Annotated in this window: 22 protein-coding genes and 1 tRNA gene; 9 read left to right on the forward strand and 14 right to left on the reverse strand. The window is 66.9% G+C overall.

Features of this window, described 5'->3' with window-relative positions; all coding sequences use genetic code 11:
• Positions 1-58 precede the first annotated feature (58 nt).
• On the forward strand, positions 59-1,270 hold the full coding sequence (locus tag BVE01S_RS12570; RefSeq protein ID WP_205678539.1) for a S41 family peptidase: 1,212 nt from the start codon (positions 59-61) through the stop codon (positions 1,268-1,270).
• Here the strand turns inward: BVE01S_RS12570 and BVE01S_RS12575 are convergent.
• The 3 genes from BVE01S_RS12575 to BVE01S_RS12585 form a co-directional block, all read right to left on the reverse strand.
• On the reverse strand, positions 1,267-2,316 hold the full coding sequence (locus BVE01S_RS12575) for an alpha/beta fold hydrolase (RefSeq protein ID WP_066628096.1): 1,050 nt from the start codon (positions 2,314-2,316) through the stop codon (positions 1,267-1,269). The genes BVE01S_RS12570 and BVE01S_RS12575 overlap by 4 nt on opposite strands.
• The gene (locus BVE01S_RS12580) at positions 2,313-3,233 is read right to left on the reverse strand and encodes a class I SAM-dependent methyltransferase (protein WP_066628098.1); all 921 of its coding nucleotides are present in this window, start codon (positions 3,231-3,233) and stop codon (positions 2,313-2,315) included. The genes BVE01S_RS12575 and BVE01S_RS12580 overlap by 4 nt, the downstream gene beginning before the upstream one ends.
• A 95-nt stretch (positions 3,234-3,328) precedes the next feature.
• On the reverse strand, positions 3,329-4,135 hold the full coding sequence (locus tag BVE01S_RS12585) for a class I SAM-dependent methyltransferase (RefSeq protein WP_066628210.1): 807 nt from the start codon (positions 4,133-4,135) through the stop codon (positions 3,329-3,331).
• 271 nt (positions 4,136-4,406) lie between these two features.
• Between BVE01S_RS12585 and BVE01S_RS12590 the strand changes: the two genes are divergently transcribed.
• Positions 4,407-4,886 carry an Hsp20 family protein gene (locus BVE01S_RS12590; protein ID WP_026108379.1) on the forward strand — a complete coding sequence of 160 codons (480 nt, stop codon included), beginning with the start codon at positions 4,407-4,409 and terminating at the stop codon, positions 4,884-4,886.
• Positions 4,887-4,935: 49 nt separating this feature from the next.
• On the opposite strand, the gene BVE01S_RS12595 is transcribed toward BVE01S_RS12590, so the two are convergent.
• A complete protein-coding gene (locus tag BVE01S_RS12595) occupies positions 4,936-5,412 on the reverse strand; it encodes an RNA pyrophosphohydrolase (RefSeq protein WP_066628099.1) in 477 nt (158 codons plus the stop codon).
• On the reverse strand, positions 5,412-6,602 hold the full coding sequence (locus BVE01S_RS12600; RefSeq protein ID WP_066628103.1) for a divergent polysaccharide deacetylase family protein: 1,191 nt from the start codon (positions 6,600-6,602) through the stop codon (positions 5,412-5,414). Before BVE01S_RS12600 ends, BVE01S_RS12595 begins: the two co-directional genes overlap by 1 nt.
• A 202-nt stretch (positions 6,603-6,804) precedes the next feature.
• Between BVE01S_RS12600 and ppc the strand changes: the two genes are divergently transcribed.
• Positions 6,805-9,504, forward strand: a complete 2,700-nt coding sequence (gene ppc / locus BVE01S_RS12605) for a phosphoenolpyruvate carboxylase (protein WP_066628106.1) — start codon at positions 6,805-6,807, stop codon at positions 9,502-9,504.
• Here ppc and BVE01S_RS12610 read toward each other — a convergent pair whose 3' ends face one another.
• Positions 9,505-10,470 (reverse strand): magnesium and cobalt transport protein CorA, encoded by a 966-nt coding sequence (locus BVE01S_RS12610; protein WP_066628109.1) that lies wholly within the window; start codon positions 10,468-10,470, stop codon positions 9,505-9,507.
• Between the two features lie 146 nt (positions 10,471-10,616).
• Positions 10,617-12,803, reverse strand: a complete 2,187-nt coding sequence (locus tag BVE01S_RS12615) for a M3 family metallopeptidase (protein ID WP_066628112.1) — start codon at positions 12,801-12,803, stop codon at positions 10,617-10,619.
• Between the two features lie 129 nt (positions 12,804-12,932).
• Here BVE01S_RS12615 and BVE01S_RS12620 point away from each other — a divergent pair, with 129 nt between their 5' ends.
• Positions 12,933-13,790, forward strand: a complete 858-nt coding sequence (locus BVE01S_RS12620) for a glutamate racemase (protein ID WP_066628116.1) — start codon at positions 12,933-12,935, stop codon at positions 13,788-13,790.
• Positions 13,791-13,794: 4 nt separating this feature from the next.
• Here the strand turns inward: BVE01S_RS12620 and BVE01S_RS12625 are convergent, their stop codons facing one another.
• From BVE01S_RS12625 to argH, 5 genes are all read right to left on the reverse strand, one after another.
• Positions 13,795-14,784 (reverse strand): cation diffusion facilitator family transporter, encoded by a 990-nt coding sequence (locus tag BVE01S_RS12625; RefSeq protein ID WP_066628119.1) that lies wholly within the window; start codon positions 14,782-14,784, stop codon positions 13,795-13,797.
• Between the two features lie 78 nt (positions 14,785-14,862).
• Positions 14,863-15,519: a hypothetical protein gene (locus tag BVE01S_RS12630; RefSeq protein ID WP_066628122.1), complete on the reverse strand. Its 657-nt coding sequence runs from the start codon at positions 15,517-15,519 to the stop codon at positions 14,863-14,865.
• A 49-nt stretch (positions 15,520-15,568) separates the two neighbouring features.
• Positions 15,569-16,843, reverse strand: coding sequence for a diaminopimelate decarboxylase (gene lysA / locus BVE01S_RS12635; RefSeq protein ID WP_066628125.1), 1,275 nt, complete (start codon positions 16,841-16,843; stop codon positions 15,569-15,571).
• Between the two features lies 1 nt (position 16,844).
• Positions 16,845-17,075: a hypothetical protein gene (locus BVE01S_RS12640; protein ID WP_066628127.1), complete on the reverse strand. Its 231-nt coding sequence runs from the start codon at positions 17,073-17,075 to the stop codon at positions 16,845-16,847.
• The gene (gene argH / locus BVE01S_RS12645) at positions 17,072-18,511 is read right to left on the reverse strand and encodes an argininosuccinate lyase (protein WP_370667659.1); all 1,440 of its coding nucleotides are present in this window, start codon (positions 18,509-18,511) and stop codon (positions 17,072-17,074) included. Before argH ends, BVE01S_RS12640 begins: the two co-directional genes overlap by 4 nt.
• Here argH and BVE01S_RS12650 point away from each other — a divergent pair.
• Complete coding sequence (locus BVE01S_RS12650) at positions 18,510-19,175, forward strand: TlpA family protein disulfide reductase (RefSeq protein WP_066628129.1); 666 nt, start codon at positions 18,510-18,512, stop codon at positions 19,173-19,175. The genes argH and BVE01S_RS12650 overlap by 2 nt on opposite strands.
• 6 nt (positions 19,176-19,181) lie before the next feature.
• Here BVE01S_RS12650 and BVE01S_RS12655 read toward each other — a convergent pair whose 3' ends face one another.
• Together BVE01S_RS12655 and BVE01S_RS12660 are read right to left on the reverse strand one after the other, a co-directional pair.
• Positions 19,182-19,493 (reverse strand): 50S ribosomal protein L7/L12 domain protein, encoded by a 312-nt coding sequence (locus tag BVE01S_RS12655; RefSeq protein WP_066628131.1) that lies wholly within the window; start codon positions 19,491-19,493, stop codon positions 19,182-19,184.
• Between the two features lie 75 nt (positions 19,494-19,568).
• A tRNA-Met gene (locus BVE01S_RS12660) sits at positions 19,569-19,645 on the reverse strand.
• Between the two features lie 188 nt (positions 19,646-19,833).
• Between BVE01S_RS12660 and BVE01S_RS12665 the strand changes: the two genes are divergently transcribed.
• From BVE01S_RS12665 to BVE01S_RS12675, 4 genes are all read left to right on the forward strand, one after another.
• Positions 19,834-21,069, forward strand: a complete 1,236-nt coding sequence (locus BVE01S_RS12665; RefSeq protein WP_066628134.1) for a PQQ-dependent sugar dehydrogenase — start codon at positions 19,834-19,836, stop codon at positions 21,067-21,069.
• Positions 21,070-21,127: 58 nt separating this feature from the next.
• Positions 21,128-21,349 carry a hypothetical protein gene (locus BVE01S_RS16580; RefSeq protein WP_084375402.1) on the forward strand — a complete coding sequence of 74 codons (222 nt, stop codon included), beginning with the start codon at positions 21,128-21,130 and terminating at the stop codon, positions 21,347-21,349.
• Positions 21,350-21,561: 212 nt separating this feature from the next.
• A complete protein-coding gene (locus BVE01S_RS12670; RefSeq protein ID WP_039243871.1) occupies positions 21,562-22,767 on the forward strand; it encodes an acetyl-CoA C-acetyltransferase in 1,206 nt (401 codons plus the stop codon).
• Between the two features lie 17 nt (positions 22,768-22,784).
• Positions 22,785-24,977 (forward strand): 3-hydroxyacyl-CoA dehydrogenase NAD-binding domain-containing protein, encoded by a 2,193-nt coding sequence (locus tag BVE01S_RS12675; RefSeq protein WP_066628218.1) that lies wholly within the window; start codon positions 22,785-22,787, stop codon positions 24,975-24,977.
• Positions 24,978-25,047 lie beyond the last annotated feature (70 nt).

The following is a 25,047-nucleotide window of genomic DNA, read 5'->3' on the forward strand; positions in this document are numbered from 1 at the left end:
GTCCACAAGGTGGCGAGACAATCGCTTACGGAGCGGGACGAAGATGGATCGGCGCCTCATGTTAAAGGCCGCGCTGGGGGCTGCGGTGACACCGGCGATAAGTAGCGCAGCGTGGGCGGCCGAACCCGATCACGACGTCACCTTCCTAAACGATTTCGATGAGTTGTGGGAAACTCTACGGGATCGTTACTGCTTCTTTTCGGACAAGCGCACGGACTGGAATCGAGTCCGGTCCCTCTATCGCCCCCTGGCGCGATCGGCGGAGTCTGACGACGCTTTCGGCGAGGTCCTGCGTCGCACCCTGGCCGAACTCTACGATCCCCATACCTCGCTGGCGGATCCGCCCGCCGGCTCTCCAAGATTGCCGATTTCCGATCTGATCGCCGATTGGGGCAACGGTCAGGCCGTGGTGACCGCCATTGATGAGGACAGCGTGGCGTCTGAGGTCGGCCTTCGTCTCGGCGACGTGATCCTGACCGTGGACGACCGCCCGGTCGCGGCTGTGGCCCACGATCTGCTGCCGAAATGCCTGAGCCGGCCGGATCAGGCGGCCCGGGCCTATGCCCTGAACAGTGCCGTCGCCGGCCGTCGCGGTCAGCCGCGTCGCTATCAGGTGGCGACCGGATCAGCCGCGCCGCGCGACCTGCTTCTTCCGATCCGCCAATCTGCGCCCAAGCCGAATGTCGAATGGCGCAGGCTGGACGACGGCGTCGGCTATGTCGCCATTCGCAGCTTTGCGGACGATGCGGTGACGGAAAGCTTTGATCAAGCCTTGGCCGAGTTCCGCGACGCGCCAGGCCTCATCATCGACGTGCGTGACAATGGTGGGGGCGACACCGCCATCGCGCGCCCGATCATGGGCCGGTTCATCAGCGAGACGAAGCCCTACGCCCTGATGCGGCGGCGGCAGGGGCGAGGCCTCGGCGACTTCTGGACCGAGACGGTCGAGCCGCGCGGGCCGTTTACCTACGCCCGCCCGGTCGTCGTCCTGACGAACCATTGGAGCGGCAGCATGGCCGAGGGTTTTCCCATGGGCATGCGGGGGCTGGGTCGCGCCACGGTCGTCGGCACGCCCATGATGGGGCTGGGCGCGGCGGTCTTTCCCATCACCCTCGACCGTACCGGCGTCAAAGCCCAGTATTCCGCCGAACCCGTCTATGACGTGAAAGGCCAGCCCCGTTGGCTGATGCAGCCGGACGTGGCTGTGCCCGAAGCCGAGGACATTCTGGCGGCGGGCCGTCGCGTTCTGGCCGCCGCGACAGCCGCCTAGCCGACCGACGACGTCTCCGCCGTCACGTCCGCAGTCCTCGCCGATGAAACGGTGACCGCGTCGGCCGCAGGGGCGACCAGATCGGCCATGGCGTCGAATTCGTTCAGGAAGACCGCGCGCAGGTCGTCGGCCTCCATGATGACCTCGTGCTTGGCGACGGCGACCTCGACGTAGCGGCCGCGCGGGATGCGTTTGGCGGCCCAGTGGTTGGTCTGTTTCCACACCACGTCGTCGGCGCTGGCCTGGACGATCACGACCGGCGCCTTGACCGCCTTCAAGGCCTTGGGCTTTAAGGCCCGCTCGCCCGCGTCCAGCGCAAAGGCCAGCCAGCCATAGGTGGGACCGCCGATGGCCAGGTGCGGACAGGCGTAAAGCTGCTGACGCCACATCTCGTATCGGCTCTCGTCCGAGGTCAGGGCGTCCTCGGCGAAGTTGTGGTCGAACGGATCGTCGGGGTCGCCCAGGATGTAGTCGCCGGCCTGGCCGTGGCGAATGTTCCAGCGCACCACCAGCTTGACCGACCACATCGACCGCTTGCCGGTCTTGATCCGCAGCATGGGGCTGGACAGGACCGCGCCCGCGAACCGGCTCTCGCCGCTTTCCAGCGTCAGCAGGTTCAGACAGGCGCCCATCGAATGGCCGACCATGATCCAGGGCTTGGGACACTGGTCTTCATAGGCGTTCAGCAGGCGGTTGTAGTCGTCCAGAAACTCCTCGACCGCACGGGCGTGCCCCTTCAGCCGATCCGGCAAGAGCCGCGCCGACAGCCCCTGGCCGCGCCAGTCGTGGGTCAGCACGCACCAGCCGCGCGCCAGGAAGTTGCCGATCACCTCATAGTATTTTTCGATCGGCTCGGTGCGGCCGGGGCTGAGCACCACGGTGCCGCGCACCTTGTCCGCAGCGAGATGAGACGGCTTCCACAGCCCGGCGCGCAGGCGCATTCCGCCCGCGCCGCGAAACCAGTCGCCCTTTCCGCCGGGCGGCGGGGCGGCGCCGGGAACCCCCATCAACGGGGCGTTGGCGGCGAAGGCTTGGGCGCGGTTCACTCGGGCTTCCTGAACTTCAAGGTCATGCGATCGCTCTCGCCGATCGCGTCATATTTGGATCGGTCGAAGGCGGGGTCCGCCGGTTCGCCGCGCGGCGCCGTCAGGCGCGTGGGCGCCAGGGTGTCGACGCCGAACGGGTGATCCTTGGTGTCTTCCGGATTGGCGTTGATCTCGGACGCCTCGACGAAAACGAAGCCCGCCTCGGCAGCCAACTGGCGCACGAAGGCTTCCTGCACATAGCCGTTGGCCGCGACCGGATCCTGATCCTGCGCAGGGGCCAGCCGGTGCTGTTCGATGCCCAGGATGCCACCCGGGCGAAGGGCGGCGAAGGCGTCGGCGAAGGCCTTTTCCGCAATGCCTGCCGCCATCCAGCCATGCAGGGTCCGCATGAACAGGCACATCTCGGCCGTACCCGCCGCGATTACCGGACCGGACCCCGCGCCGAAGACCGAAAACTGCGGTTCTCCATAGAGCTTCTTGTCGCTGGAGAACCGGGTGCGGAAGGCGGTGTTCAGCACGGCCTGCGCCGGATCGGCGGTCGGCCCCTCGGGGAACAGGGCTGCGACATAGGTGCCCGCCCCCTTGGCCAGATAGGGCGCCAGGATTTCGGTGTACCAGCCGCTGCCGGGCCAGAACTCCACCACCGTCATCTTGGGTTGAAGGCCGAAGAACCGCAGCGTCTCCATCGGGTGACGGAAGGCGTCGCGCGCCTTGTCTTGGGCCGAGCGCCAAGATCCCTCAACCGCCCATTCCAGCGAGCCTTCCGGCGGCCCCGCGGGTGTGGGCGGCGCGGCGGGCGCCTTTGCGGCCTCGTCCTTGCGCCCGCAAGCCGCCACGCCGGTCAGCCCCAGCGCCGCAGCGCCGCTCAGCAGAAACCGACGCGACAATCCGCTCGCGCTCGCCAGACGATCAGCCATTCAAAACCTCCGCAGGACGCCGGGACCCGCGTCCGACGCACCCTGACGCCTTGGGCTTAATCGGGTTCGCAGGTCCGGTCAAAACGCAAGACGGCCTATTCGGGCTTGCGGAAACGCAGGGTCATCCGATCGCTCTCGCCGATGGCGTCGAAGGCGGCGCGTTCCTCGGGCGTCAGGGTGCGGCCGGACGGATCGTTGCGCGCGGCCGACTGGCGGATCGGCGGCAAGGTCCAGACGCCGAATGGGTGATCGTGGTCGTCCTTGGGATTGGCGTTCAGCTCGCTGCGCGCCTCCAGCACGAAGCCAGCGTTTCGCGCCTCATGGATCACATAGCTTTCGGGCACATAGCCGGTGGAGGCGACATCGGCCACGTTCAGCCCTTCCGCGCTGCGGTGCTGCTCGACGGCCAGCACGCCGCCGGGCTTCAAGGCCTTGAAGAAGGCCTGCAGATACGGCTGGGTCCGGCCGTCGCGCGACCAATTATGGAAGGCGCGGGCCACCAGGATGAAGTCGGCGGTTCCGTCCGCCGCGCCCATGCTTTCCAGCGGGCGATTGACCGGCACATAACGACCGCCGGTCGCCGCCGCATAGGGCTCAAGAATGTGCCGCCACCAGCTGGCGCCGCCCGGCTCGATCTCCACCACCGTCATGCCCGGCGTCAGCCCCCAGAAGGTCAGGGATTCATACGGATGACGATAGACGTCGCGCCCCCGGTCGGCGGCGGGCCGGGTCTCGGCCGCGATGGCGGTCTGCAAGGCCGTGTCGTCGGAGAACGTCGGCATGGCGCTGGACAGGGCCGAACGCGGCGGCGTCCACGCGCCCTGGGTCTGGGGCGACTGTTGGGCCAGGGCGGGGGCGGCGGACAGCAGGACGGCGGCGAGGCCGTAGACGGCAAGGCGCATGATCGAGGGCTCCAGGTTCAGGTCGTTCTCCATAGGCAGGCGGGCCGCCCGCGCAAATGAACTTCGCGAGACACAGGCGGATTTGACGCAAGCAAAATCGTCGCGGCGGCGCCCTTGACGCCGTTTCGCCGGTTCCCATCTTTGCTTCCGAGGATGCCGATTTCGGGTTCTCCAGACTGACGGCGCCGGTTTCGGGTCGTCGATCTGATCTCCTACCGTCCGGGCCAAAACGCCGGGCGGCTCAACCTTGCTGATCCTCAGGAGGATGCTGATGCGTACCTATGATTTCACCCCGCTATACCGTTCGGCCGTCGGCTTCGACCGTCTGGCCAATCTGCTGGAAAACGCCTCGCGCGCGACCAGCCAGGACACGGGTTACCCCCCCTACAACATCGAGACCACGGGCGAGAACGCCTATCGCATCGAGATCGCCGTCGCCGGCTTCAGCCCCGACGAGCTGAATATCGAGGTGAAGGAAAATCTGCTCACCGTGACCGGCCGCAAGACCGCCAATGACGATACGGCGACGCAGAAGACCTATCTGCATCGCGGTCTGGCCGAGCGCGATTTCGAGCGCCGCTTCCAACTGGCCGACTATGTCGTCGTCAACGACGCCAATCTGGTCAACGGTTTGCTGTCGATCTCGCTGAAGCGCGAACTGCCCGAGGCGCTGAAGCCCCGCCGCATCGAAATCGGAGCCGGCCAGCCGCTGATCGAAGGCCAGGCCGAGAAGAAGGCTGAAGCGGCCTAAGCCGTTTCAAGGCGAACTATGAAAGGGCGGCGTTCGCGCCGCCCTTTTTCTATGCCGCCAAGTGCGAGAAGGCGGCGACGACCTTTTCATAGGCCGGGCGTTTGAACGGCACGATCAGGTCGCAGGCGTCCGACAGCGGCCCCCAGCGCCAGGCGTCGAACTCGACCTCGTCGTCGGCCGCCAGATCGATCTCCGCCTCGTCGCCGGTGAAGCGGAAGGCGAACCACTGCTGCTTCTGACCCTTGAAACCGCGCCAGGCCTTGGCGTTGTTCATGGCTTCGGGCGGGAAGTCGTACAGGATCCAGTCGTCCGTCCGCGCCAGCAGTTCGATCGAGGTGACGCCGGTCTCCTCATGCAGTTCGCGGCGGGCGGCGGCTTCCAGATCCTCACCCGCATCGACGCCGCCTTGCGGGAACTGCCAGTTATGCGGGCCGGGCGTGGCGTGGCGCTGGCCGTACCAGACCAGGCCCTCGCGGTTGAACAGCACGACCCCGACATTGGGCCGATAGGCGTCGAGATCGGACACTAGCGCCCCGGCCGCATCGACATGGACGAGGCCGGCGCCAGTTGCAGGCCGCGCTGTTCCAGGCCGGCGGTCCAGCGGGCGGCGGCCTCGACCGTCACCGGATAGCTGAAGCCGGCCCCCAGGGCCGAACCGCGCAGCTTGGCCTGGGCTTCCAGACCATTCAGGGCGGCGACGATGGCGGCGGGCGACTGGGTCCGGTCGATGACGCGATCCGCGCTGGCCCGCGCCCAGGCGCCCGGTCGACGCTGGAACGAGCCGTCGTCCAGGAAGGCGACGCCACGCTGGCGCAGGACGCTCAGGAAGGCGTTCATGCCCGTGTCCGAGCCGGCGAACCGGTCGCCCAGATAGTTGGTCACGCCGAAATAGCCGGTGGCGCGGCTCAGCAGCCAGTCCATCTTGGCGGTCACGTCGTCGGCGCCGCCGTCGGCCAGCAGCGTATAGGGGCCGGGGTCGTTGTCGGGATAGCCGGTCGGCTCCATCGGCATTTCCAGCATGACCTCATGGCCCTGCGCGCGCGCCTGGTCGATCCAGCCCTGCAGATTGTCGGCGTAGGGCACGAAGCTGAGCGTGACCTCCGGCGGCAGCCGTTCGATGGCCGCGCGGGTGGTGACGGCGTTCAGGCCCAGCCCGCCGACGATCAGCGACACGCGCGGCTTGCCGTTGGGACGGAACGGGCGAGCATAGGCCTGGGCCGGCACGCGGCCGTCGGGCGCGATCATCGGCAGGGGACCGTTCGATCCGGGCTGCGACAGGCCGGCGATGGGGGCCTTGGCCAGGGGCGAGGCGGCGTGGACCGGCGCCGTGATGGGCGCGCCCTGACCCGAGACGCTGCCGCCGTCCGGCAGGGTGATGACGGCGTCGCCGCCTGCGGCCGGATCGGCGCCGCCCGCCAGATTTTGATACAGCCCCATCGCGCCCATGGAGAAGGCTTCGAAGCCCGTCGGCGCCGGCGCTGGCGCTGCGGCCGCCTCGCGTTCCAGCGCGACATGGGCCGAGGGTGTTCCCGCCTTGGGATCACCCAGCACCGTCAAAAATAGGGCGCTAGTGCTGAGCAGCAGCAAGCCTGCCAGACCCGCCGCGACCGGCGGCTTCTTCAGGGCGTCGACGACAGGTTTCAGGCTCGGGCCGTCCTTGCCGCGCGGGGCGGTCCCGGCGGTGGCGGCGAGTGCGGATTGGCGTTTGGCGAACATGGGCAAGAGTGGAACCGATCTGGAATCCTACGCCCGCATCATCGGGCGCCGTCGGTTAAGAAACCCTAACGGGCGGTTCACCATGATCGACGCGGTGATTTCCGGGAGCGGCTGTCACGGATCGTGCGTTGACGCGGGCGACTTCGCCCTTCCAGATGCCGACCTCCCCGCGCCGACCCAGAGCGGTCCTAGGATATTTGAGATGATGAGCCCCGCCGCCGACGACGCCCTGCGTGACGAGGTCCGACTGCTCGGCGGCATTCTGGGCGACATCATCCGCGACGAGGGCGGTCAGGCCCTGTTCGACCATGTCGAGGCGGTGCGACAGGCTTCGATCGCCTATCACCGCGACCCGGCCTCGCACCCCGCCAAGCGGCTGGAGAAGCTGCTGACCGCCATGTCAGTGGATCAGGCGGCCGGCTTGGCGCACGGCTTTGCCCTATTCTCTCTGCTGGCCAATATCGCCGAAGACCGCTCGACCCGCCGCCGCGCCCAGAGCCAGGCCGAGGCCGGCGCCCGGCCCGACACTCCGGAAGGCGCGCTGAAGCGTCTGGCCGATCAAGGCGTGGACCGCGAGGCCGTGCGCGCCCTGCTGGATCAGTCGCTGATCTCGCCCGTCCTGACCGCCCACCCGTCCGAGGTCCGGCGCAAGAGCGTCATCGACCGTATCGCCGCCATCACCGACCTGCTGGACGCCTGCGACAAGGCCGGCGACGCCTGCACCCTGGACGCCATCGCCGAACCGCTGCGCCGCCAGATTGTCATCCTGTGGGCCACGCGCCTGGTCCGCACCCAGGGGCTGGTGGTGCAGGACGAGATCGACACCGTGGTCTCCTTCCTGGACCGCATCTTCCTGCACGTCGCGCCCAAGCAGTTGTCGGCCTGGCGGCGGTTGCTGGAGGCGCCCGAGCTGAAGCCCTTCATGCGCGTCGGCACCTGGGTCGGCGGCGACCGCGACGGCAATCCCAACGTGGACGCCACGGTGATGGCCGCCGCCTTCCGCACCCAGGCGCGGGCTGTGCTGACCTTCTATCTGGACGAGGTGCACGCCTTGGGCGCCGAACTCAGCCTCGCCGCCGAACTGGCGCAGGTGTCGCCCGAGCTTCAGGCCCTGGCCGACGCCGCCCACGACCCCTCGCCCCACCGCGCGGACGAGCCCTATCGCCGCGCCCTGACCGGCGTCTATGCTCGCCTGGCCGCCACGCACGAGAAGCTGGGCGACGCCCCCCCGCCCCGTCGCCCCGCGGTCCAGGCCGAACCCTATCCCGGCCCCGACGCCTTCGAAGCCGATCTGAAGACGCTTCACGACAGCCTGGTATTACACCACGGCGGTGTCTTCGCCGACGACCGGCTCAGCGACCTGATCACGGCGGTCGAGGTGTTCGGCTTCCATATGGCGACCCTGGACATGCGCCAGAACGCCGACGTCCATGAACGCGTCGTCGCCGACCTGCTCAAGGTCGCGGGCGTCCAGTCCGACTATCTGGCGTTGGACGAGGAAGGTCGCCTGAAGGTGCTGGCCGCCGAATTAGCCTCGTCGCGCCTGCTGTTCAGCCCCTATGCCGACTATGAGCCGGAAACGCTGAAGGAACGCGCCATCCTTCAGGCCGCCGCGACAGCGCTCGCCGCCTTCGGCCCGCAGGCCATCCGCACTCATATCGTGTCCAAGACCGACGCGGCTTCCGACCTGCTGGAAGTTTATCTGCTGCTCAAGGAGGTCGGTCTCTACCGACCCGAAGACCCCGCCGCCTGCCCGATTCAGGCCGCGCCTCTGTTCGAGACCATCGAAGACCTTCGCGCCGCGCGCCCTACCTTGGAGCGGCTGTTGCAGGAGCCGTCGGCCCTCGCCGTCGCCAAGGCGCGAGGCGTGCAGGAGGTGATGATCGGCTATTCGGATTCGAACAAGGACGGCTCCTATCTGACCTCGGGCTGGGAGTTGCACGAGGCCTCGCGCGCCCTGGTCGAGGTGACGCAGAAGCACGGGCTGAAACTGCAACTGTTCCATGGACGAGGCGGCACGGTCGGGCGTGGCGGCGGCTCGTCCTTCGCCGGCGTCCTGGCCCAACCCGAAGGCACGGTCCAGGGCCGCATCCGCACCACCGAGCAGGGCGAGGTCATCGCCAACAAATACGGCGAGCCGGAAATCGCGCTTCGCAATCTGGACGCCCTGACCTGCGGCGCCATGCTGGCCTCTCTGGGCAAGGGCACGGATCACGCCTTCACCGCCGAACACGGCGCGACCCTGTCGGACCTGTCGGCGCGTTCGATGGCCGCCTATCGCAAGCTGGTCTATGAGACCGACGGCTTCGTCGATTACTACCGCGCCGCCACCCCCATCGCCGAGATCGCCGATCTGAAGATCGGCTCGCGCCCGTCGTCGCGCACCGCCTCGACGCGGATCGAGGATCTGCGCGCCATTCCCTGGGTGTTCAGTTGGTCGCAGAGCCGGGTCATGCTGCCCGGCTGGTTCGGCTTCGGTTCGGCGGTGCAGGGTAAGGACATGGGCGAGCTGAAGGCGATGGCCGAGGCCTGGCCCTTCTTCAAGACGCTGGTCCAGAACATGGAGATGGTCATGGCCAAGTCCGACATGACCATCGCCCGTCGCTACGCCACCTTGGTCCCCGACGCCTCTCTGGCCGCCCGCATCTATGGCGAGATCCGGGAGGAATGGCAGCGGACCCACGACGCCATCCTGGCCATCACCGGCCATGACGCCCTGCTGGGCGGCCAGCCCGAGCTGGACCGGCTCATCCGGTTGCGCATGCCCTATGTCGAGCCGCTGAACCACGTCCAGATCGAACTGATCCGCCGCCGCCGCGCAGGCGACGACGACCCCCGCGTCCGCGAGGGCATCCTTCTGGCCATCAACGGCGTGGCGGCGGGATTAAGAAACAGCGGCTGACTACAGCCACTTCGTCCGCTTGAACGTCACATACAGCGCCGCACAGATGGCCGCGATCACGCCCAGAACCGCATAGTATCCGTATTCCCAGCGCAGCTCGGGCATGTGCTCGAAATTCATGCCGTAGATGCCGGCGATGGCGGTCGGCACGGCCAGAATGGCGGCCCAGGCGGCCAGCTTGCGGGTGATCAGGCCCTGACGCTGCTGCTCCAGCAGGTTGGCGACTTCGAACACCGACGACAGGATGTCGTTCAAGCCCCCCAGCCGGCTGTTCACCCGCCGCACATGGTCCCCCACGTCGCGGAAATAGGGCCGCACGTCCGGGTCGATACAGGGCAGGTCCAGCGACTGAAGCCGTCCCAGCACCTCCTCCATCGGCCCCAGGATGCGCCTGAACTTCAGCAGCTCGCGACGCAGGGTGAAGAGCCGGCGGATTTCCAGGCGTGACAGAAAAGCGTCCAGCGTCCGCTGCTCCATCTCCAGAACGCTGTCCTCGACATCGTCGACGATGGGGGCATAGGCGTCGACGATGAAATCCAGAATGCCGTGCAGGACGAAGTCGGGACCCTTCTTGAGCTGCAGGGGCGAGGCTTCCAGCTGTGTGCGCAAATGGTTGTGGGCGCGGGCCGAGCCGTGACGGATGCTGACCACATGGTCGTCGCCGACGAAGACGTGCGTTTCGCCATAGGCCAGCCGGTCATCGATTTTCATCGCCGTGCGCGCCACGACAAACAGCTCACGGCCATAGACCTCGACCTTGGGCATCTGGTGCGCCGCCAGGGCGTCCTCGACCGCCAGCGGATGCAGTTTGAATCGATCGACCAGGATCTCGATCTCGGCGTCCGTCGGATCGTAAAGGCCGATCCACACGAACTCGCCCGGCTCCAGCGCCAGCCCCTCGGGCGTCAGCGGCGCCTCTCGCACGCGCTGACCGTCGCGATAAACGTAGGAGGCGACGACGGTCATGCGGGGTTCCGGGATCTGCGCGGGTCTCGACCTGCTCTAGGCCAGGTTTTCGCCAAACGAAACGGCCGGCGGATCGCTCCACCGGCCGTTCGCTTATTCAGTCACCAATCAGGCTCAAGTCGCCCGAAAGGCGATAACCTCCAAGATCAGGAAACCGGGAAGCCCCGGACCTTCAGCAGGGCCGCCACGTTCGGGTCGCGACCGCGGAAGGCGCGATAGGCTTCGGCGCGATCGGTGGTGTTGCCGGGGGCCAGCATGATCGACTTGAAGCGGCCGGCGATGTCCGGATTGAACACGTCGCCCGACTCTTCGAAATAGGCCCAGGTGTCGGCGTCCATCGTCTCGGACCACAGATAGCTGTAGTAGCCCGCCGAATAGGCGTCCGACGTGAACAGGTGATTGAACTGCGGCAGGCGGTGCCGCATCACGATCTCCTTGGGCATGCCGATCCGCGCCAGGCTGGCCTTTTCGAACGCGTCGATATCGGTCGGCGGTACGGCTTGGGTGTGCAGGTCCATGTCCACGATGGCCGAGGACAGATAGCTGACCGTCGCATAGCCCTGGTTGAAGGTGGCGGCGGCCTCGATCTTGTTGACCAATTCGGCCGGCATGGCCGCGCCTGTCTGATAGTGCTTCAGATAGCCGTCCAAGATCGGGCGGCTCAGCACCCAGTGCTCGTGCACCTGCGACGGATATTCGACGAAGTCGCGCGGCGTGTTGCCGTACGACGGATAGGTCACCACCGACGACAGATAGTGCAGGGCGTGGCCGAACTCGTGGAACAGGGTCTCGGCGTCGTCCAGCGAGATCAGAACGGGCTCGCCTGGCTCCGGCTTGGTGAAGTTGTTGTTGTTCGAGGCCAGGATGACCTTGGAGCCGTCGAGCTGCGAGAACGACCGATAGGTGGTCATCCAGGCGCCCGAACGCTTGCCCGGACGGGCGTAGTCGTCGGTGTAGTACAAACCGATCAGTCGGCCGTCCCGGCTCTTGTCATAGACCTCGTAGGCCTCGACGTCGGGCTCGAAGGTCGGCACCGATCCCTTGGGCAACTTCTTGAACTGGAAGCCGTACAGGCGTTCGGCCATGGCGAAGGAGCCGGCGCGGACCGCGTTCAGCTCGAAGTAGGGCTTCAGCTGGTTCTGATCCAGATCGTACTTGGCCTTGCGCACCTTCTCGGCGAAGTAGAGGTAGTCCCACGGCTCGATGTCGAAGCCGGCGATCGCCTTCATGTCGGCGACTTCCTCGGCGACGCGGGCCTTGGCCGGCGCCCAGACGCGATCCATCAGGGCCTGAGCATTGGCCGGGGTCTTGGCCATCGTGTCCTGCATGCGCAGTTCGGCGTGGTTGCGATAGCCCAACAGCTTGGCGCGCTGGTCGCGCAGCTTCACGATCTCGGCGATGGTCGAGTTGGTGTCGTTGGCGTCGCCGTTGTCGCCGCGATTGACGAACTTCTTCCAGACCTGCTCGCGCAGGGCCCGGTCGTCAGCGAAGGTCAGGAAGGGATCGACCGCCGAACGCGTGTTCAGGATCGCCCAGCCTTGCAGATTGCGGCTGCGCGCGGCGCCGGCGGCGGCGGCCTTGTTGGAGTCTGGCAGGCCCGCCAGACCGGCTTCGTTCGGGATCAGGGTCCAGGAATTCTCATCGGCGACGACCTTCTGGCCGAAGCGGGTGAAAGCGTTGGACAGGGCGGTGTTGATCCGGCCCAGTTCGGCCTTGCCGGCCGCGTCCAGATTGGCGCCCGAACGGATGAAGGCGTCTCGGCGACGCTCGGCCAGACGCTTCTGCTGAGCGCTGAGGCCTGCTGCATCCGCGGTGTCGGCGACGGTCTTGACCCGTTGGAACAGCTTCTCGTTGAAGGTGATCTCGTCCGAAGCAGCCGACAGCAGCGGCGACAGCTCGGTGTCGACCGCGTCATAGGCTTCGCCGCCGATGTTGGAGGTCATCACGCCATAGACGTTGGACGCCCGGTCCAGCGGCTCGCCGGCCAGCTCCAGCGCCGCCATGGTGTTGGCGAACGTCGGGGCCTCGGGGTTGTTCGCGACAGCGGCGATGTCGGCGCGTTGCAGTTCGATGCCTTCCAGCATGGCTTCGCGCAGCTTGGCCGGCGTCACCTTGTCGAAGGGCGGAACGCCATCATACTTCCCGGTCCAGGCCTGCAGCAGCTCGGCGCGCGGCGTCTGGTTGGGCAGGACGGCGCGGGCGATGCGCGCTTCCTCGGCGACGCTGGCGGCGGACGGCGCCGCAGCGGACCCGCCCGAGGTCGCGCCCGTGGAAGCGCAGGCCGACAGGGCCATCAGGCTGCCGCCCGCGATGAGAAGCTGGCGTCTATGCATGGAATGCTCCGAAACAAGATCATGGTTGCGATACACTTAGGCGCACGCATCGCCCCCGTCACCTGACGCGGGGATAAACTTGTCGCCAATCCGGTTGGATACGTCGTCGCACTGTTCTAAAGCCGGGCCATGGCTATTGGCGTTTTCGACTCCGGCGTGGGCGGCCTGACCGTCCACCGCGAACTGACCCGACGCTTCCCCCAGCGGGACTTCGTCTATCTGGCCGATCAGGCCCACGCCCCTTATGGCGGGCGCGGCGGCGAAGACATCGTCGAACTGACGAAAACCGGTTGCGAGCGTCTGTTCGCGGCCGGCGCCTCCGTCGTCGTCCTGGCCTGCAACACCGCCAGCGCCATTGCGCTTCGCCGCCTGCAACAGACCTGGCTGCCGGGTCTGCGCGAGCGTCTGGGCCGCCCGGTCAACATCCTGGGCATCATCGTCCCGACCATCGAGGCGGCGACCGGCAAGCCTTGGAGTTTCGAGGCCGAGCGCCCGCAGGAGGGCGAAAAGGTCGCCTCCATCGACATCACCGGCGTCTTCTGCACCGCCGCCACCGCCATCAGCCGCGTCTATGAGATCGAGATCGACAAGCGGCGCGAGGACATCGCCGTCTTCTCTGAACCCTGCCCCGGCCTGGCGGGCCTGATCGAACTGGGCGCGCCGCCGGAGGAGCTGAAGGTGGTGATCGACGACCACGTCGATGCGCTGCGTCGCCGCATCGGCCGCCACCCGGACAAGGCCATCCTGGGCTGCACCCACTATGAGATCGTCGCCGAACTGTTCGCCCAGGCCCTGCCGGCCGGGACCGTTCTGATCGAACAGCCGACGGCGGTGGCGGATGCGCTGGAGCGCTATTTCAAGGCGCACCCGGAATACGATCTGGGCGACAGCGGGCGCCGCGACTTCCTGACCACCGGCCAGGCCGGGCCGCAGTCGGAACTGGTGTCCCAGTTCTGGGGCGCGCCGGTGACGTTCGAACAGGCCTAAGGGCTCAGCAGCCCGGGCAATCCGGCAGCGGCTCGGTCTCCAGCTGCAAGGTCGTATGGCCGATGGCGTAGCGCTTCGCCACCGCCTGGGCCTCGCAGATCAGGGCCGCCGTGTCGGCGCGGTCGTGGACCAGGTGGGCGGTCAGGGCCGTCTCGGTCGTCGATAGTCCCCAGACGTGCAGATCATGCACGGCTCGTACGCCCGGCAAGCCGACAAGCGCCTGTTCCAAAGCCGGCACGTCCACGCCCGTCGGGGCGCCGTCCATGGCCAGATTGACCGAGTCCTTCAGTAGGCCCCAGGTCGACCACAGGATCACGACCACGATCGCCAGGCTGACCAGCGGATCGACCACCGACCAGCCGGTCATCATGATCAGCCCGCCGGCCAGCACCACGCCCAGCGACACGCCCGCGTCCGCCATCATATGCAGATAGGCGCCGCGCGCATTCAGATCGTGCTGCGACTTCATGAACAGCAGCGCGGTGCCCAGGTTGATGACGAAGCCGATGCCGGCGACCGCCATGATGACGCCCGAGCCGACCGGCGCAGGCTCGTTGAATCGCCGCACGGCCTCGAACGCGATGGCCCCGCAGGCGAAGATCAGCAGCAGCGCATTGCCCAGCGCCGCCAGCACCGTCGCCTTGCCGAACCCATAGGTCCGCCGACCGCCCGCCGCCCCATGTGCGCCGCGTCGCGCCAGCCAGGCCGCTCCACCCGCCATGGCCAGGCCCAGCACGTCCGACAGATTATGCCCGGCGTCGGCCAGAAGGGCGGTCGAATCCGCGATCAGCCCCGCGCCGAACTCGCACGCAACGAACAGCAGATTGACCACCAGTCCGACGGCATAGCGCCAGTCGCCGGTGTCCACCGGGCCGTGGCTATGGCCGCCGTGGCCGTGACTGTGCCCGTGGTGGCTGTGAGAATGCCCGTGACCGTGATCCGCATGATCGTGGTCGTGCCGGTGGCTGGGGCTGTGCTCGTGCGCGGCGTTCATGGCTCGCCTATACGCCCTCTGGCGCAACAGCCAAGCCGATACATGATAACGCATTGAATGTTATCATGTAATATCGCGTCAGTGTTGGTGCATGGCGACGACTAGGCCAAGACCGATCAGGGCCACGCCAAGCACCGCCCCCTCATATCGCGCCCAGCGTTCCAGCCGCAGGATCGAGGCGCCGGCGCTGGCCAATGCCGTGAAGACCGCCATGCCGGCGATGGTCCCCGTCGCGAACACCACCGTCAGCAGCGCCAGGGCCCCAAGGCCCGCCGAGGCCGACGACAGATAGATGGGCAGCAGCACTTCGCCCGGCGAGACCGCCATCATGGCGACCAGACCCAGGAAGGCGGCCTTGTCCGACACGGCCGGCTCAGGCGTCTCGACCGCAGGACCACCGGCCATGGCCGGGCGCTTCAGGGTCGCGCGCGCCAGATAGAAGGCGCCGAACAGAAACAGCAGCACTGCCGCAAGGTGAGGCAGCACGCCCTCGATCCACTGATCCAGCGCCAGACCCGCCGCTACGATCAGGCCACCGACCACCGCCGTCGTGGCGATATGGGCCAGGCCCGCCGCCGTCACCGCCATCAGGATCCGCGACGGTCGCCAGCCTTGCGCCCGCCCCACAAGCGTGAAGGGCAGCCAGTGGGTCGGCAGGGCCGCATGCAGGAAGGCCGCAACGAAGCCGCCGCCCAGCAGGGAAAGCATGACGGACTGTTCGGGACCGGGGGACATGACCGGCCCTATAGCGTGTTACTTTATAACGGTCGAGAAGAATCGGCGATCAAAGCCAATCGGCGAACGGCTCGCGGTCCAGCATCTCTTCATACGTCGGACGTGGCCGGATCACGGCCCACTGATCGCCATCCACCAGCACCTCGGGAATCAGGGGCCGGCTGTTGTATTCGCTGGACATCACCGCGCCGTAAGCCCCCGCGCCGGTGAAGACGATCAGGTCCTCGGCCTCCAGCGGCGGCAGCGCGCGGTCACGCGCGAAGGTGTCGCCCGTCTCGCACACCGGCCCGACCACGTCATAGGCCGTCGCCCCACCCTCGCGCGGATTGACCGGCTGGATGTCGTGGAAGGCGTCGTACAGGGCCGGCCGCATCAGGTCGTTCATCGCCGCGTCCAGCACCAGAAAGCGCCGTCCGTCCGAGCGTTCGTTGACCTGGATCACCTGGCTGAGCAGCACGCCGGCGTTGGCGGCCAGCAGCCGACCCGGCTCGAACGCCGCCTCAACGTCCAGCCCGTTCAGAACCCGCGCGGCCATGGCGACATACTCGGCCGGCGACGGCGGCTCGGTCCCACCGGAATACGGCACGCCTAGCCCGCCCCCCAGATCCAGGCGGGTCACGGCATGACCCTGCGCCCGCAGTTTGCGCGTCATGTCCGCCAAGACCTCGAAGGCGGCCTTCAGCGGCTCAAGGTCGGTGATCTGGCTGCCGATATGGCAGGCCAAGCCCACCGGCGTGACATGGGGCGAGGCCGAGGCGCGGGCATAGAGGTCCATCGCCTCCTCGACCGGCACGCCGAACTTGTCGCCCTTGCCGCCCGTGGTGATCTTGGCGTGGCCGCCCGCGCCCACGTTCGGATTGACCCGGACGGCGATGGCCGGCGACGCATCCATCATGGCTGCAACGGCGATCAGCCGATCCAGCTCGGCGCCGGATTCGACGTTGATCTGACGCACGCCGACGCTGATGGCAAAGGCCATTTCCACATCGGTCTTGCCGACGCCGGAGAAGATGATCCGGTCGGGCGGCACGCCGGCGGCCAAGGCGCGGCGGATTTCGCCCTCGGAGACGGTGTCTGCGCCGGACCCCAGTTTCGCCAGGGTCGCCAACACCGAAAGGTTGGAGTTGGCCTTAACCGCAAAGGCGATCAGGGCCTCGCCCAAAGCGTCCCGATGCGCATCGGCGGCAGCGCGCAGCAGGCCGTAATGCCGCTTCAGCGTCGCGGTCGAATAGACATAAGCCGGCGTGCCGACCTCGTCCGCGATCAGCTCCAGCGGCACGCCCTCAGCATGGAGGGCGCCGTCCTTCAGGTCGAAATGGTGCAACTTACCGCGGGTCGTTCTGGGCGGCGCCGGCGCCGATCGGGTTGGACGGGCCGCCGTCGATCGGCACGCTGCTGGACGGACGGTTCATGGTCGCCGGCTCGGGCAGCCCCGGCGCTCGGCTGCTGCGCGGCGCACGCTCGGTCTCGCGCACCGGCGATTCCAGATCGGCCATCCGGCCGCAGGCGGAGGTCAGAAGGGCAAGCGCGCCCGCGACGATGAGGGTCTTCTTCACAGGCGGTCTCTCCAGTCGGCGATGCGCGCACGGACCTGTTCCGGCGCGGTTCCCCCATAGCTTTGGCGGCTTTGGCACGAAGCCTCGGCGGTCAGCACCTTGTAAACCGCTTCGGTGATCCCCGGCTCCAGTTTCTGCATTTCTTCCAGCGGCAGTTGCGACAGATCCACGCCCAACCCCTCCGCCCGTTTGACCGCCGCCCCCGTCACATGGTGCGCCTTCCTGAACGGCAGGTTCAGTTCGCGCACCAGCCAGTCGGCTAGGTCCGTCGCAGTCGAAAAGCCCGCGCCCGCCGCCTGGGCCATTCGTTCGGTGTTGGGTTGCAGGGCCGAAACCATCGCCGTCATCGCGACCAGGGCCAGATCCAGGGCGTCGAAGGCCTCAAACACCGGCGGCTTGTCCTCCTGCATATCCTTGGAATAGGCCAGCGGCAGGCCTTTCATCACCGTGGACAGGGCGACCAGAGACCCCATGATCCGCCCGGTCTTGGCCCGCACCAGTTCGGCGGCATCCGGATTGCGCTTCTGCGGCATGATCGACGAGCCGGTGGTCAGGTCGTCGGGCAGGCTGGCGAAACCGAACATCGGCGTCATCCAGACCACGATCTCCTCAGCCAAGCGCGACAGATGCCCGGCCGTGATCGAGGCGGCGGCCAGGCTTTCCAGCGCAAAGTCGCGGTCCGACACGGCGTCCAGGCTATTAGCCATCGGCCTGTCGAAACCCAGATCCGCCGCCGTCGCCTGACGATCGATGGGGAAGGGCGAACCGGCCAGGGCCGCCGCCCCCAGCGGGCTTTCATTCATCCGGGCGCGGGCGTCGGCGAACCGCCCCGCATCGCGGCCGAACATCTCGACATAGGCCATCAGATGGTGACCCAGGGTCACCGGCTGGGCGGTCTGCAAATGGGTGAAGCCGGGCATCAGGTCGCCGGCATGCTGTTCGGCGCGCGTCAGAAGCGCAGCCTGCAAGGCCTTCAACTGCGCGACCGAGCGATCGCAGGCGTCGCGCACCCACAGGCGGAAATCGACCGCGACCTGATCGTTGCGGCTGCGCGCCGTGTGCAGCCGGCCCGACGGCTCGCCGATCAGTTCATTGAGGCGCGCCTCCACATTCATGTGGATGTCCTCGAACTGGTCGCGGAACGGGAAGGTCCCGGCCTCGATCTCGGACTGGATGACCTCCAGCCCGCCCAGGATCGCGTCCGCATCGGCCTGCGCGATGATGCCCTGTTTGGCCAGCATGCGGCAGTGGGCCCGCGATCCGGCCAGATCCTGACGCCACAGGCGCTGGTCCACGCCGATGGAGACGTTGATCGCCTGCATGATCTCGGCGGGGCGCGACGAAAAGCGTCCGCCCCACATGTCTTGACCCGCGGGCTTCACCGGCGCAGTCGAACCGCCGGATGGATTGGCGTCGGAAGAAGGTGTTTCGGTCATGAGCGGCTCAAGAAAGGCGATCTGGGCGGTCGTCGGCGCGGTCGTCGTCGTCAGCACCATCGCCGGCGCCGGCGGCATGGCGATGTCGCTATACGCCAATCATCGGCAGAAGGCGCAAGTCGAACAGACCACAACCGCCGCCGAGGCGCCGAAAAGCGATCTGGCGCGCTTCGCGGTCGGATCCCTGGCCGCGATATCGACCCCGGCCGAGTCGAAACAGGCGCCCGAATACGCGTTCCGCGATCGCACGGGCACAGCCGTCCGCTTCTCGGCCTTCCAGGGCAAGGTCGTGGTCGTGAACCTGTGGGCGATGTGGTGCGCGCCCTGCAAGGCGGAAATGCCCACGCTTCAGGCGCTGGCGAAAGCCTATGAGGCGAACGAGGATCTGGTCGTCCTCCCGATCAACGTGGACGCCACACCCGAAGCCGCAGCCGAGGCGAAACGCTTCTTGGCCGACCACGCGCCCCTGCCGTTCTACAGTGACGCCAAATTCCAGCTGCCGTTCGAGTTTCCCGGCAAGGGCGCCATGCCGCAGACCATTATGTTGGATCGTCAGGGCCGCATTCGGGCTGTCATGAAGGGTGAGGCGGACTGGTCCAGCCAAGAAGCCCGCGCTTTGATCGATGCGATCCTGGCGGAAGGCGGCGCGCCGCCCCACGCCTGATCGTCTTTAGTTGCTGTTCGCCGGAACGCGCTGGTCGGTCGCGGGATTGATCGCGCCGGGTTTTCCGTCGGCCGCCGCTTCGGCCTGTTCGGTTTCGAGCTTGTCGGCGACCTTGCCGGCGCCGCTCTCGACCGCCTGCGCCGCCTTCATCGCGCCGCCTTCGATCACTTCTCCGGCCTGAGACGCGACATCGGCCGTCTTGTCGGCCGCAGCCTCGGCATGCGCCTCGGTCTTTTCCTGCTCGGCCTGGGTGCAGGCGGCAGCACCCAGCGTCATTGCGGCGACGGCCGCCATCAGGGCTTTGGTTCGGATCGTCACGACGAAACTCCGGTCAAGGTTGAAAGCTCGACCGGAAAACGCAGCACAACGGCGCAGGTTGCAGCGGGAATGAGGTGGTGACTGGAGGCGGGATCGAACCGCCGACCTGTGGGTTATGAATCCACCGCTCTAACCATCTGAGCTACCCAGTCCCGGGCCCTGCGCGAGGCCGGGGCCAGCGCGAAAGAGGCGTGCCTATATCGCCGTCAGGCGCGCGGTTCAAGTCGTCTCGGACCAGAACCTGCGGCGATAGAGCGCAAGACGCCCTGCGGCAGGAACGGTAACGCTGGCCTCGCCGTTTTGTAAAGACTGCCTACAGCCCAGCCGGAGCTCGCCCTTCATGCGCCTGATCGTCGCCGCCGCCTCGACATCCCTGCTCGTTCTCGCCGCCGCCTGTGGCGCAAATAGCGAGAGCGCCGGTGCTGCGCCTCAGGCCGGGGCCCCGCTGGAAACGCGTCCGGCGAACAATCCTGATCAACAACCGGCCTTCGCCGGCCAGACCCGCGCGCCGGGCGTCAAGACCGAACAGGCCATGACCCACACGGTGGTCGCCTCGGGCCTTGTCCACCCCTGGGGTCTGGCGGCCCTGCCCGACGGCCGCTGGCTGGTGACTGAAAAGCCGGGCCGTCTGCGCATCATCACCGCCCAAGGCCAGGTCGGCGAACCGGTCGCGGGCCTGCCCGCCGTAGATGCGCGCGGTCAAGGCGGCCTGCTGGATGTGATCGTCGGACCGAGCTTTGCGCAGGATCGCATGATCTATTGGAGCTATGCCGAACCCCGCGAGGGCGGCAATGCGACCTCAGTCGCGCGCGGGCGCCTGTCGGACGATCGATCACGCGTCGAGAACGTCCAAATCATCTTCCGCGCTCTGCCCGCCTATGACGGCGACAAGCATTTCGGGTCGTCCCTGGCCTTCGCGCCGGATGGCAAGCTGTTCATCACCCTGGGCGAACGCTCGGACAAGCCGATGCGGCCTCAGGCGCAGGATCTGGGCTCGCACATGGGTAAGACCATCCGCATCAACGCCGACGGCACAGTCCCGCAGGACAACCCCTTCGTCGGCCGCGCCGGCGCCCTGCCGGAAATCTGGAGCCTGGGACACCGCAACGTTCAGGGCGTCGCCGTTCAGCCGGGAACGGGCGCGATCTGGACCATTGAACACGGCACGCGCGGCGGCGACGAGGTCAATCTGGACAAGGCCGGCGCCAACTATGGCTGGCCGGATGCGGCCTACGGCGTTGAATATGCGGGCGGCGCGATCAACAGCGGCGCGACGCAAAAGGATGGCACCGAACAGCCCGTCTACTACTGGGATCCGGTGATCGCACCCGGCGGCGCGATCTTCTATCAGGGCGCCATGTTCCCCGGCTGGGACGGAAACCTGCTGGTCGCGGGCCTGAAGGAAAAGCATATCGCGCGTCTGGTGATCCAGAATGACCGCGTAGTGGGCGAAGAGCGTCTGCTGACGGACCTGGGCGAACGCATCCGCGATGTGGCGGTCGGCGCCGACGGATCGGTCTGGGCCATTACCGACGAGCAGAACGGCAAGCTGGTCAGGCTGTCGGCGACGCAGTAGTCTTCGAGGGCCGGGGGGCTATGTGGAGCGGTTGACGCTCCAAAGGGAGCACCGAACCATGCGTATCCTCATCCTTTCCGCCGCCATTGTCCTGCCGCTGCTTTCGGGCTGCGGAACCATAGGCGGCGTGAGCCGGTATCAGCGCGACCTAGACGCGTTGGAAAAGACCTGCACCCAGCGCCAGGGCATACTGACCCCAACAGGCCTGCAAACTGGACGGCCGGAAACAGAATACGCCTGCACCATCACCGGTGGCGCGAGCCGCATTCCACCACGCTGATTGAGGCAACCAGCGGTCAACCCGTCCTTCTCGCTTCATCACCATCGTCTGGCAGCCTGACATACTGGCGTCCGAGATCGCGACTACGCGGCTTATTACTTGACGTTGACGTAAACGTAGGGTTCTTGGCGTCCACGCTTGGAACCGCCTTGTCCGTCGTGCCGCGACCTGCCGCACGTTGAGGATGGGCCCAAAGATGGAGACGCACTTCCATGGCTGACGCCTATATCTACGACGCCGTCCGCACGCCGCGCGGCAAGGGCAAGAAGGACGGCTCGCTGCACGAGATCACCGGCCTCAGCCTGGCGACCCAGGTGCTGGAAGCCCTGCGTGATCGCAACGACCTGGACACCTCCAAGGTCGACGACGTCATCCTGGGCTGCGTCACGCCCGTGGGCGAACTCGGCGCCGACATCGCGCGCACCGCCGTGCTCTCGGCCGGTTGGTCGCAATATACGGCGGGTGTCCAGATCAACCGCTTCTGCGCCTCGGGCCTGGAAGCCGTGAACATGGCGACGGCCAAGGTGAAGTCCGGCGAGGCCGACTTCGCCGTCGGCGGCGGCGTCGAGGTCATGAGCCGCGTGCCGATGGGTTCGGATATGGGCGCCTGGCCGACCGACCCTTCTTCGGCCTTCCCGACCTATTTCGTGCCGCAAGGCGTGTCGGCGGACATGATCGCCACCAAATACGGCTTCAGCCGCGACGACGTGGACGCCTATTCGGTCGAGAGCCACAAGCGCGCCGCCAAGGCCTGGGCCGAGGGCCGGTTCAAGAACTCGGTGATCGGCGTCAAGGACCAACTGGGCCTGACCATCCTGGATCATGACGAGACGATCCGTCCGAACACGGACATGCAGGCGCTCGGCGGCCTGAACCCCTCCTTCGCCATGATGGGCGAAATGGCCTTCGACGGCGTGATCAACCAGCGCTATCCCGAGGTCGAACGCGTCAATCACGTCCACACGCCGGGCAACTCGTCCGGCATCGTCGATGGTTCGGCCGGCGTGCTGATCGGTTCGCTGGAAGCCGGCCAGGCCCTGGGCCTGAAGCCCCGCGCCAAGATCCTGGGCGGCGCCTCGATCGGTTCGGAGCCGTCGATCATGCTGACCGGCCCGGAATATGTGACCCGCAAACTGCTAAATAAGCTGGGCATGACGCCCGACGACATCGACCTGTGGGAGCTGAACGAGGCCTTCGCCGCCGTCGTCCTGCGCTACATGCAGGCGCTCGACATCGACCACGCAAAGATGAACGTGAACGGCGGCGGCATCTCGATGGGCCACCCGCTCGGCGCCACCGGCGCCATGATCACTGGCATCGCGCTTGACGAGCTGGAGCGCTCGAACAAGTCGACCGCCCTGGTCACCCTGTGCATCGGCGGCGGCATGGGCACCGCCACCGTCATCGAACGCGTCTGATCCAGGAGCAAATGGATATGGAAAACTTCAAGATCGACGTCGACGCCGACGGCATCGCCCTGATCACCTTTGATGTTCCGGGCCGTTCGATGAACACCCTGACGTCCTCGGTGATGAAGGAAATCCCCGAGCTGGTCGAACGCATCAAGACCGACGACGCCATCAAGGGCGCCGTCATCACCTCGGGCAAGGCCTCGGGCTTTTGCGCCGGCGCGGATCTGGGCGACATGGCCGGCGGCGTGCTGTCGGGCGGCGGCGACCTGCAAAAGGCGTTCGACGCCGGCTGGAAGCTGAACGGCGCCTTCCGTGCGCTGGAAACCTCGGGCAAGCCGATCGCGGCCGCGATCAACGGCCTGGCCTTGGGCGGCGGGCTGGAGTTCACCCTGGCGGCCCACTACCGCGTGGTCGAGAACGACAACAAGATCCAGCTGGGCCTGCCCGAGATCAAGGTCGGTCTGTTCCCCGGCGGCGGCGGCACCCAGCGCCTGACGCGCCTGGTCGGCGTCCAGAACGCCATGATGGCGATGAGCGAGGGCAAGTCCTTCCGCCCGAACGACGCCAAGGGCGCCGGCATCGTCCACGAGGTGGTCGAGAAAGGCCAGTCGGTCGAGGCCGCCAAGGCCTGGATCAAGAACGGCGGCAAGGCCGTGCAGCCTTGGGACGAAAAGTCGTTCAAACTGCCCGGCGGCGGCCCCTATCACCCGGCCGGCATTCAGAACTTCATGGTCGGCAACGCCATGCTGCGCAAGCAGTCGTACGGCAACTATCCGGCCGTGGTGAACCTGATGAAGGCTGTTTACGAAGGCGCCCAGGTGCCGATGGACGCGGCTCTGCGCATCGAGACCCGCTACTTCATCAAGACCCTGATGACGCCGCAGGCCCAAGCCATGATCCGTTCGCTGTTCCTGTCCAAGCAGGAGCTGGACAAGGGCGCCGTTCGCCCGGCCGGCGTGCCCAAGTCCGATCCGAAGAAGGTCACGGTCATCGGCGCCGGCATGATGGGCGCGGGCATCGCCTATGTGCAGGCGCTGGCCGGCATCGAAACCATCCTGATCGACCAGACGCAGGAAGCCGCCGACAAGGGCAAGGCCCACGTCGAGGAACTGCTGAAGAAGCGCCTGTCGCGCGGTCAGTTGACGCAGGAGAAGTACGACGCCCTGCTGGGTTCGGTCACGGCGACGACGGACTATGATCTGATCAAGGGCTCGGACCTGGTCGTCGAGGCCGTGTTCGAAAACCGCGAGATCAAGGCCGACGTGACCAAGCGCGCCGAGGCGCAACTGGCCGAGGGCGCCGTGTTCGGCTCCAACACCTCGACCCTGCCGATCACCGGCCTGGCCGAGGCCTCGGTGCGGCCCGAGGACTTCATCGGCATCCACTTCTTCTCGCCCGTCGACAAGATGATGCTGGTCGAGATCATCCTGGGCGAAAAGACGGGTCAGGCCGCCATCGCCAAGGCGCTGGACTATGTGCTGAAGATCAAGAAGACGCCGATCGTCGTTAACGACAGCCGCGGCTTCTATACCTCGCGTTGCTTCTCCACCTTCCTGATGGAGGGCATGGCGATGCTGGAAGAGGGCTACGGCCCGGCCCTGATCGACAATGTCGGTCGCATGACCGGCATGCCGCGCGGCCCGCTGGAGATGCACGACGACGTCGCCCTGGACCTGTCCTACAAGATCGCCAAACAGACGGCGCTGGATCTAGGCGACAAATACGTCCCGTCGGAAGGCGCCGACATCGTCGCCAAGATGGTTGAGGGCGGACGCTTTGGTCGCAAGAACGGCAAGGGCTTCTACGACTATGACAGCAAGCCCAAGACGATCTGGAAGGGTCTGGGCGAACTGGCCCCCACCACCAAGGGCATCGACCAGCCGGAAGAGGCGACCGCCTTCGCTCAGATCGACGAACTGAAGACGCGCCTGCTGTATCGCCAGGCCGTCGAAGTGGCCCGTTGCTGGGAAGAGGGCGTCATCGACGACCCGCGCGAAGCCGATCTGGGCGCCATCCTGGGCTGGGGCTTCGCGCCCTGGACCGGCGGCCCGATCAGCATGATCGACGGCATCGGCCTGGCCAAGTTCGTCGAAACCGCAGACCGCCTGGCCGCCACCTATGGCGACCGGTTCAAGGTCCCGGACCTGCTGCGCGACATGGCCGCCAAGAACGAGACCTTCTACGGCAAATTCGCCCCGGAGAAGGCCGCCGCCTGATCGGTCGCGGACATCCACAGACGGAACGGGCGGCCTTCGGGTCGCCCTTTTTCGTTTGGCGTTTGACTTT

This window comes from Brevundimonas vesicularis NBRC 12165, from assembly GCF_001592205.1.
Classification (GTDB): domain Bacteria; phylum Pseudomonadota; class Alphaproteobacteria; order Caulobacterales; family Caulobacteraceae; genus Brevundimonas; species Brevundimonas vesicularis.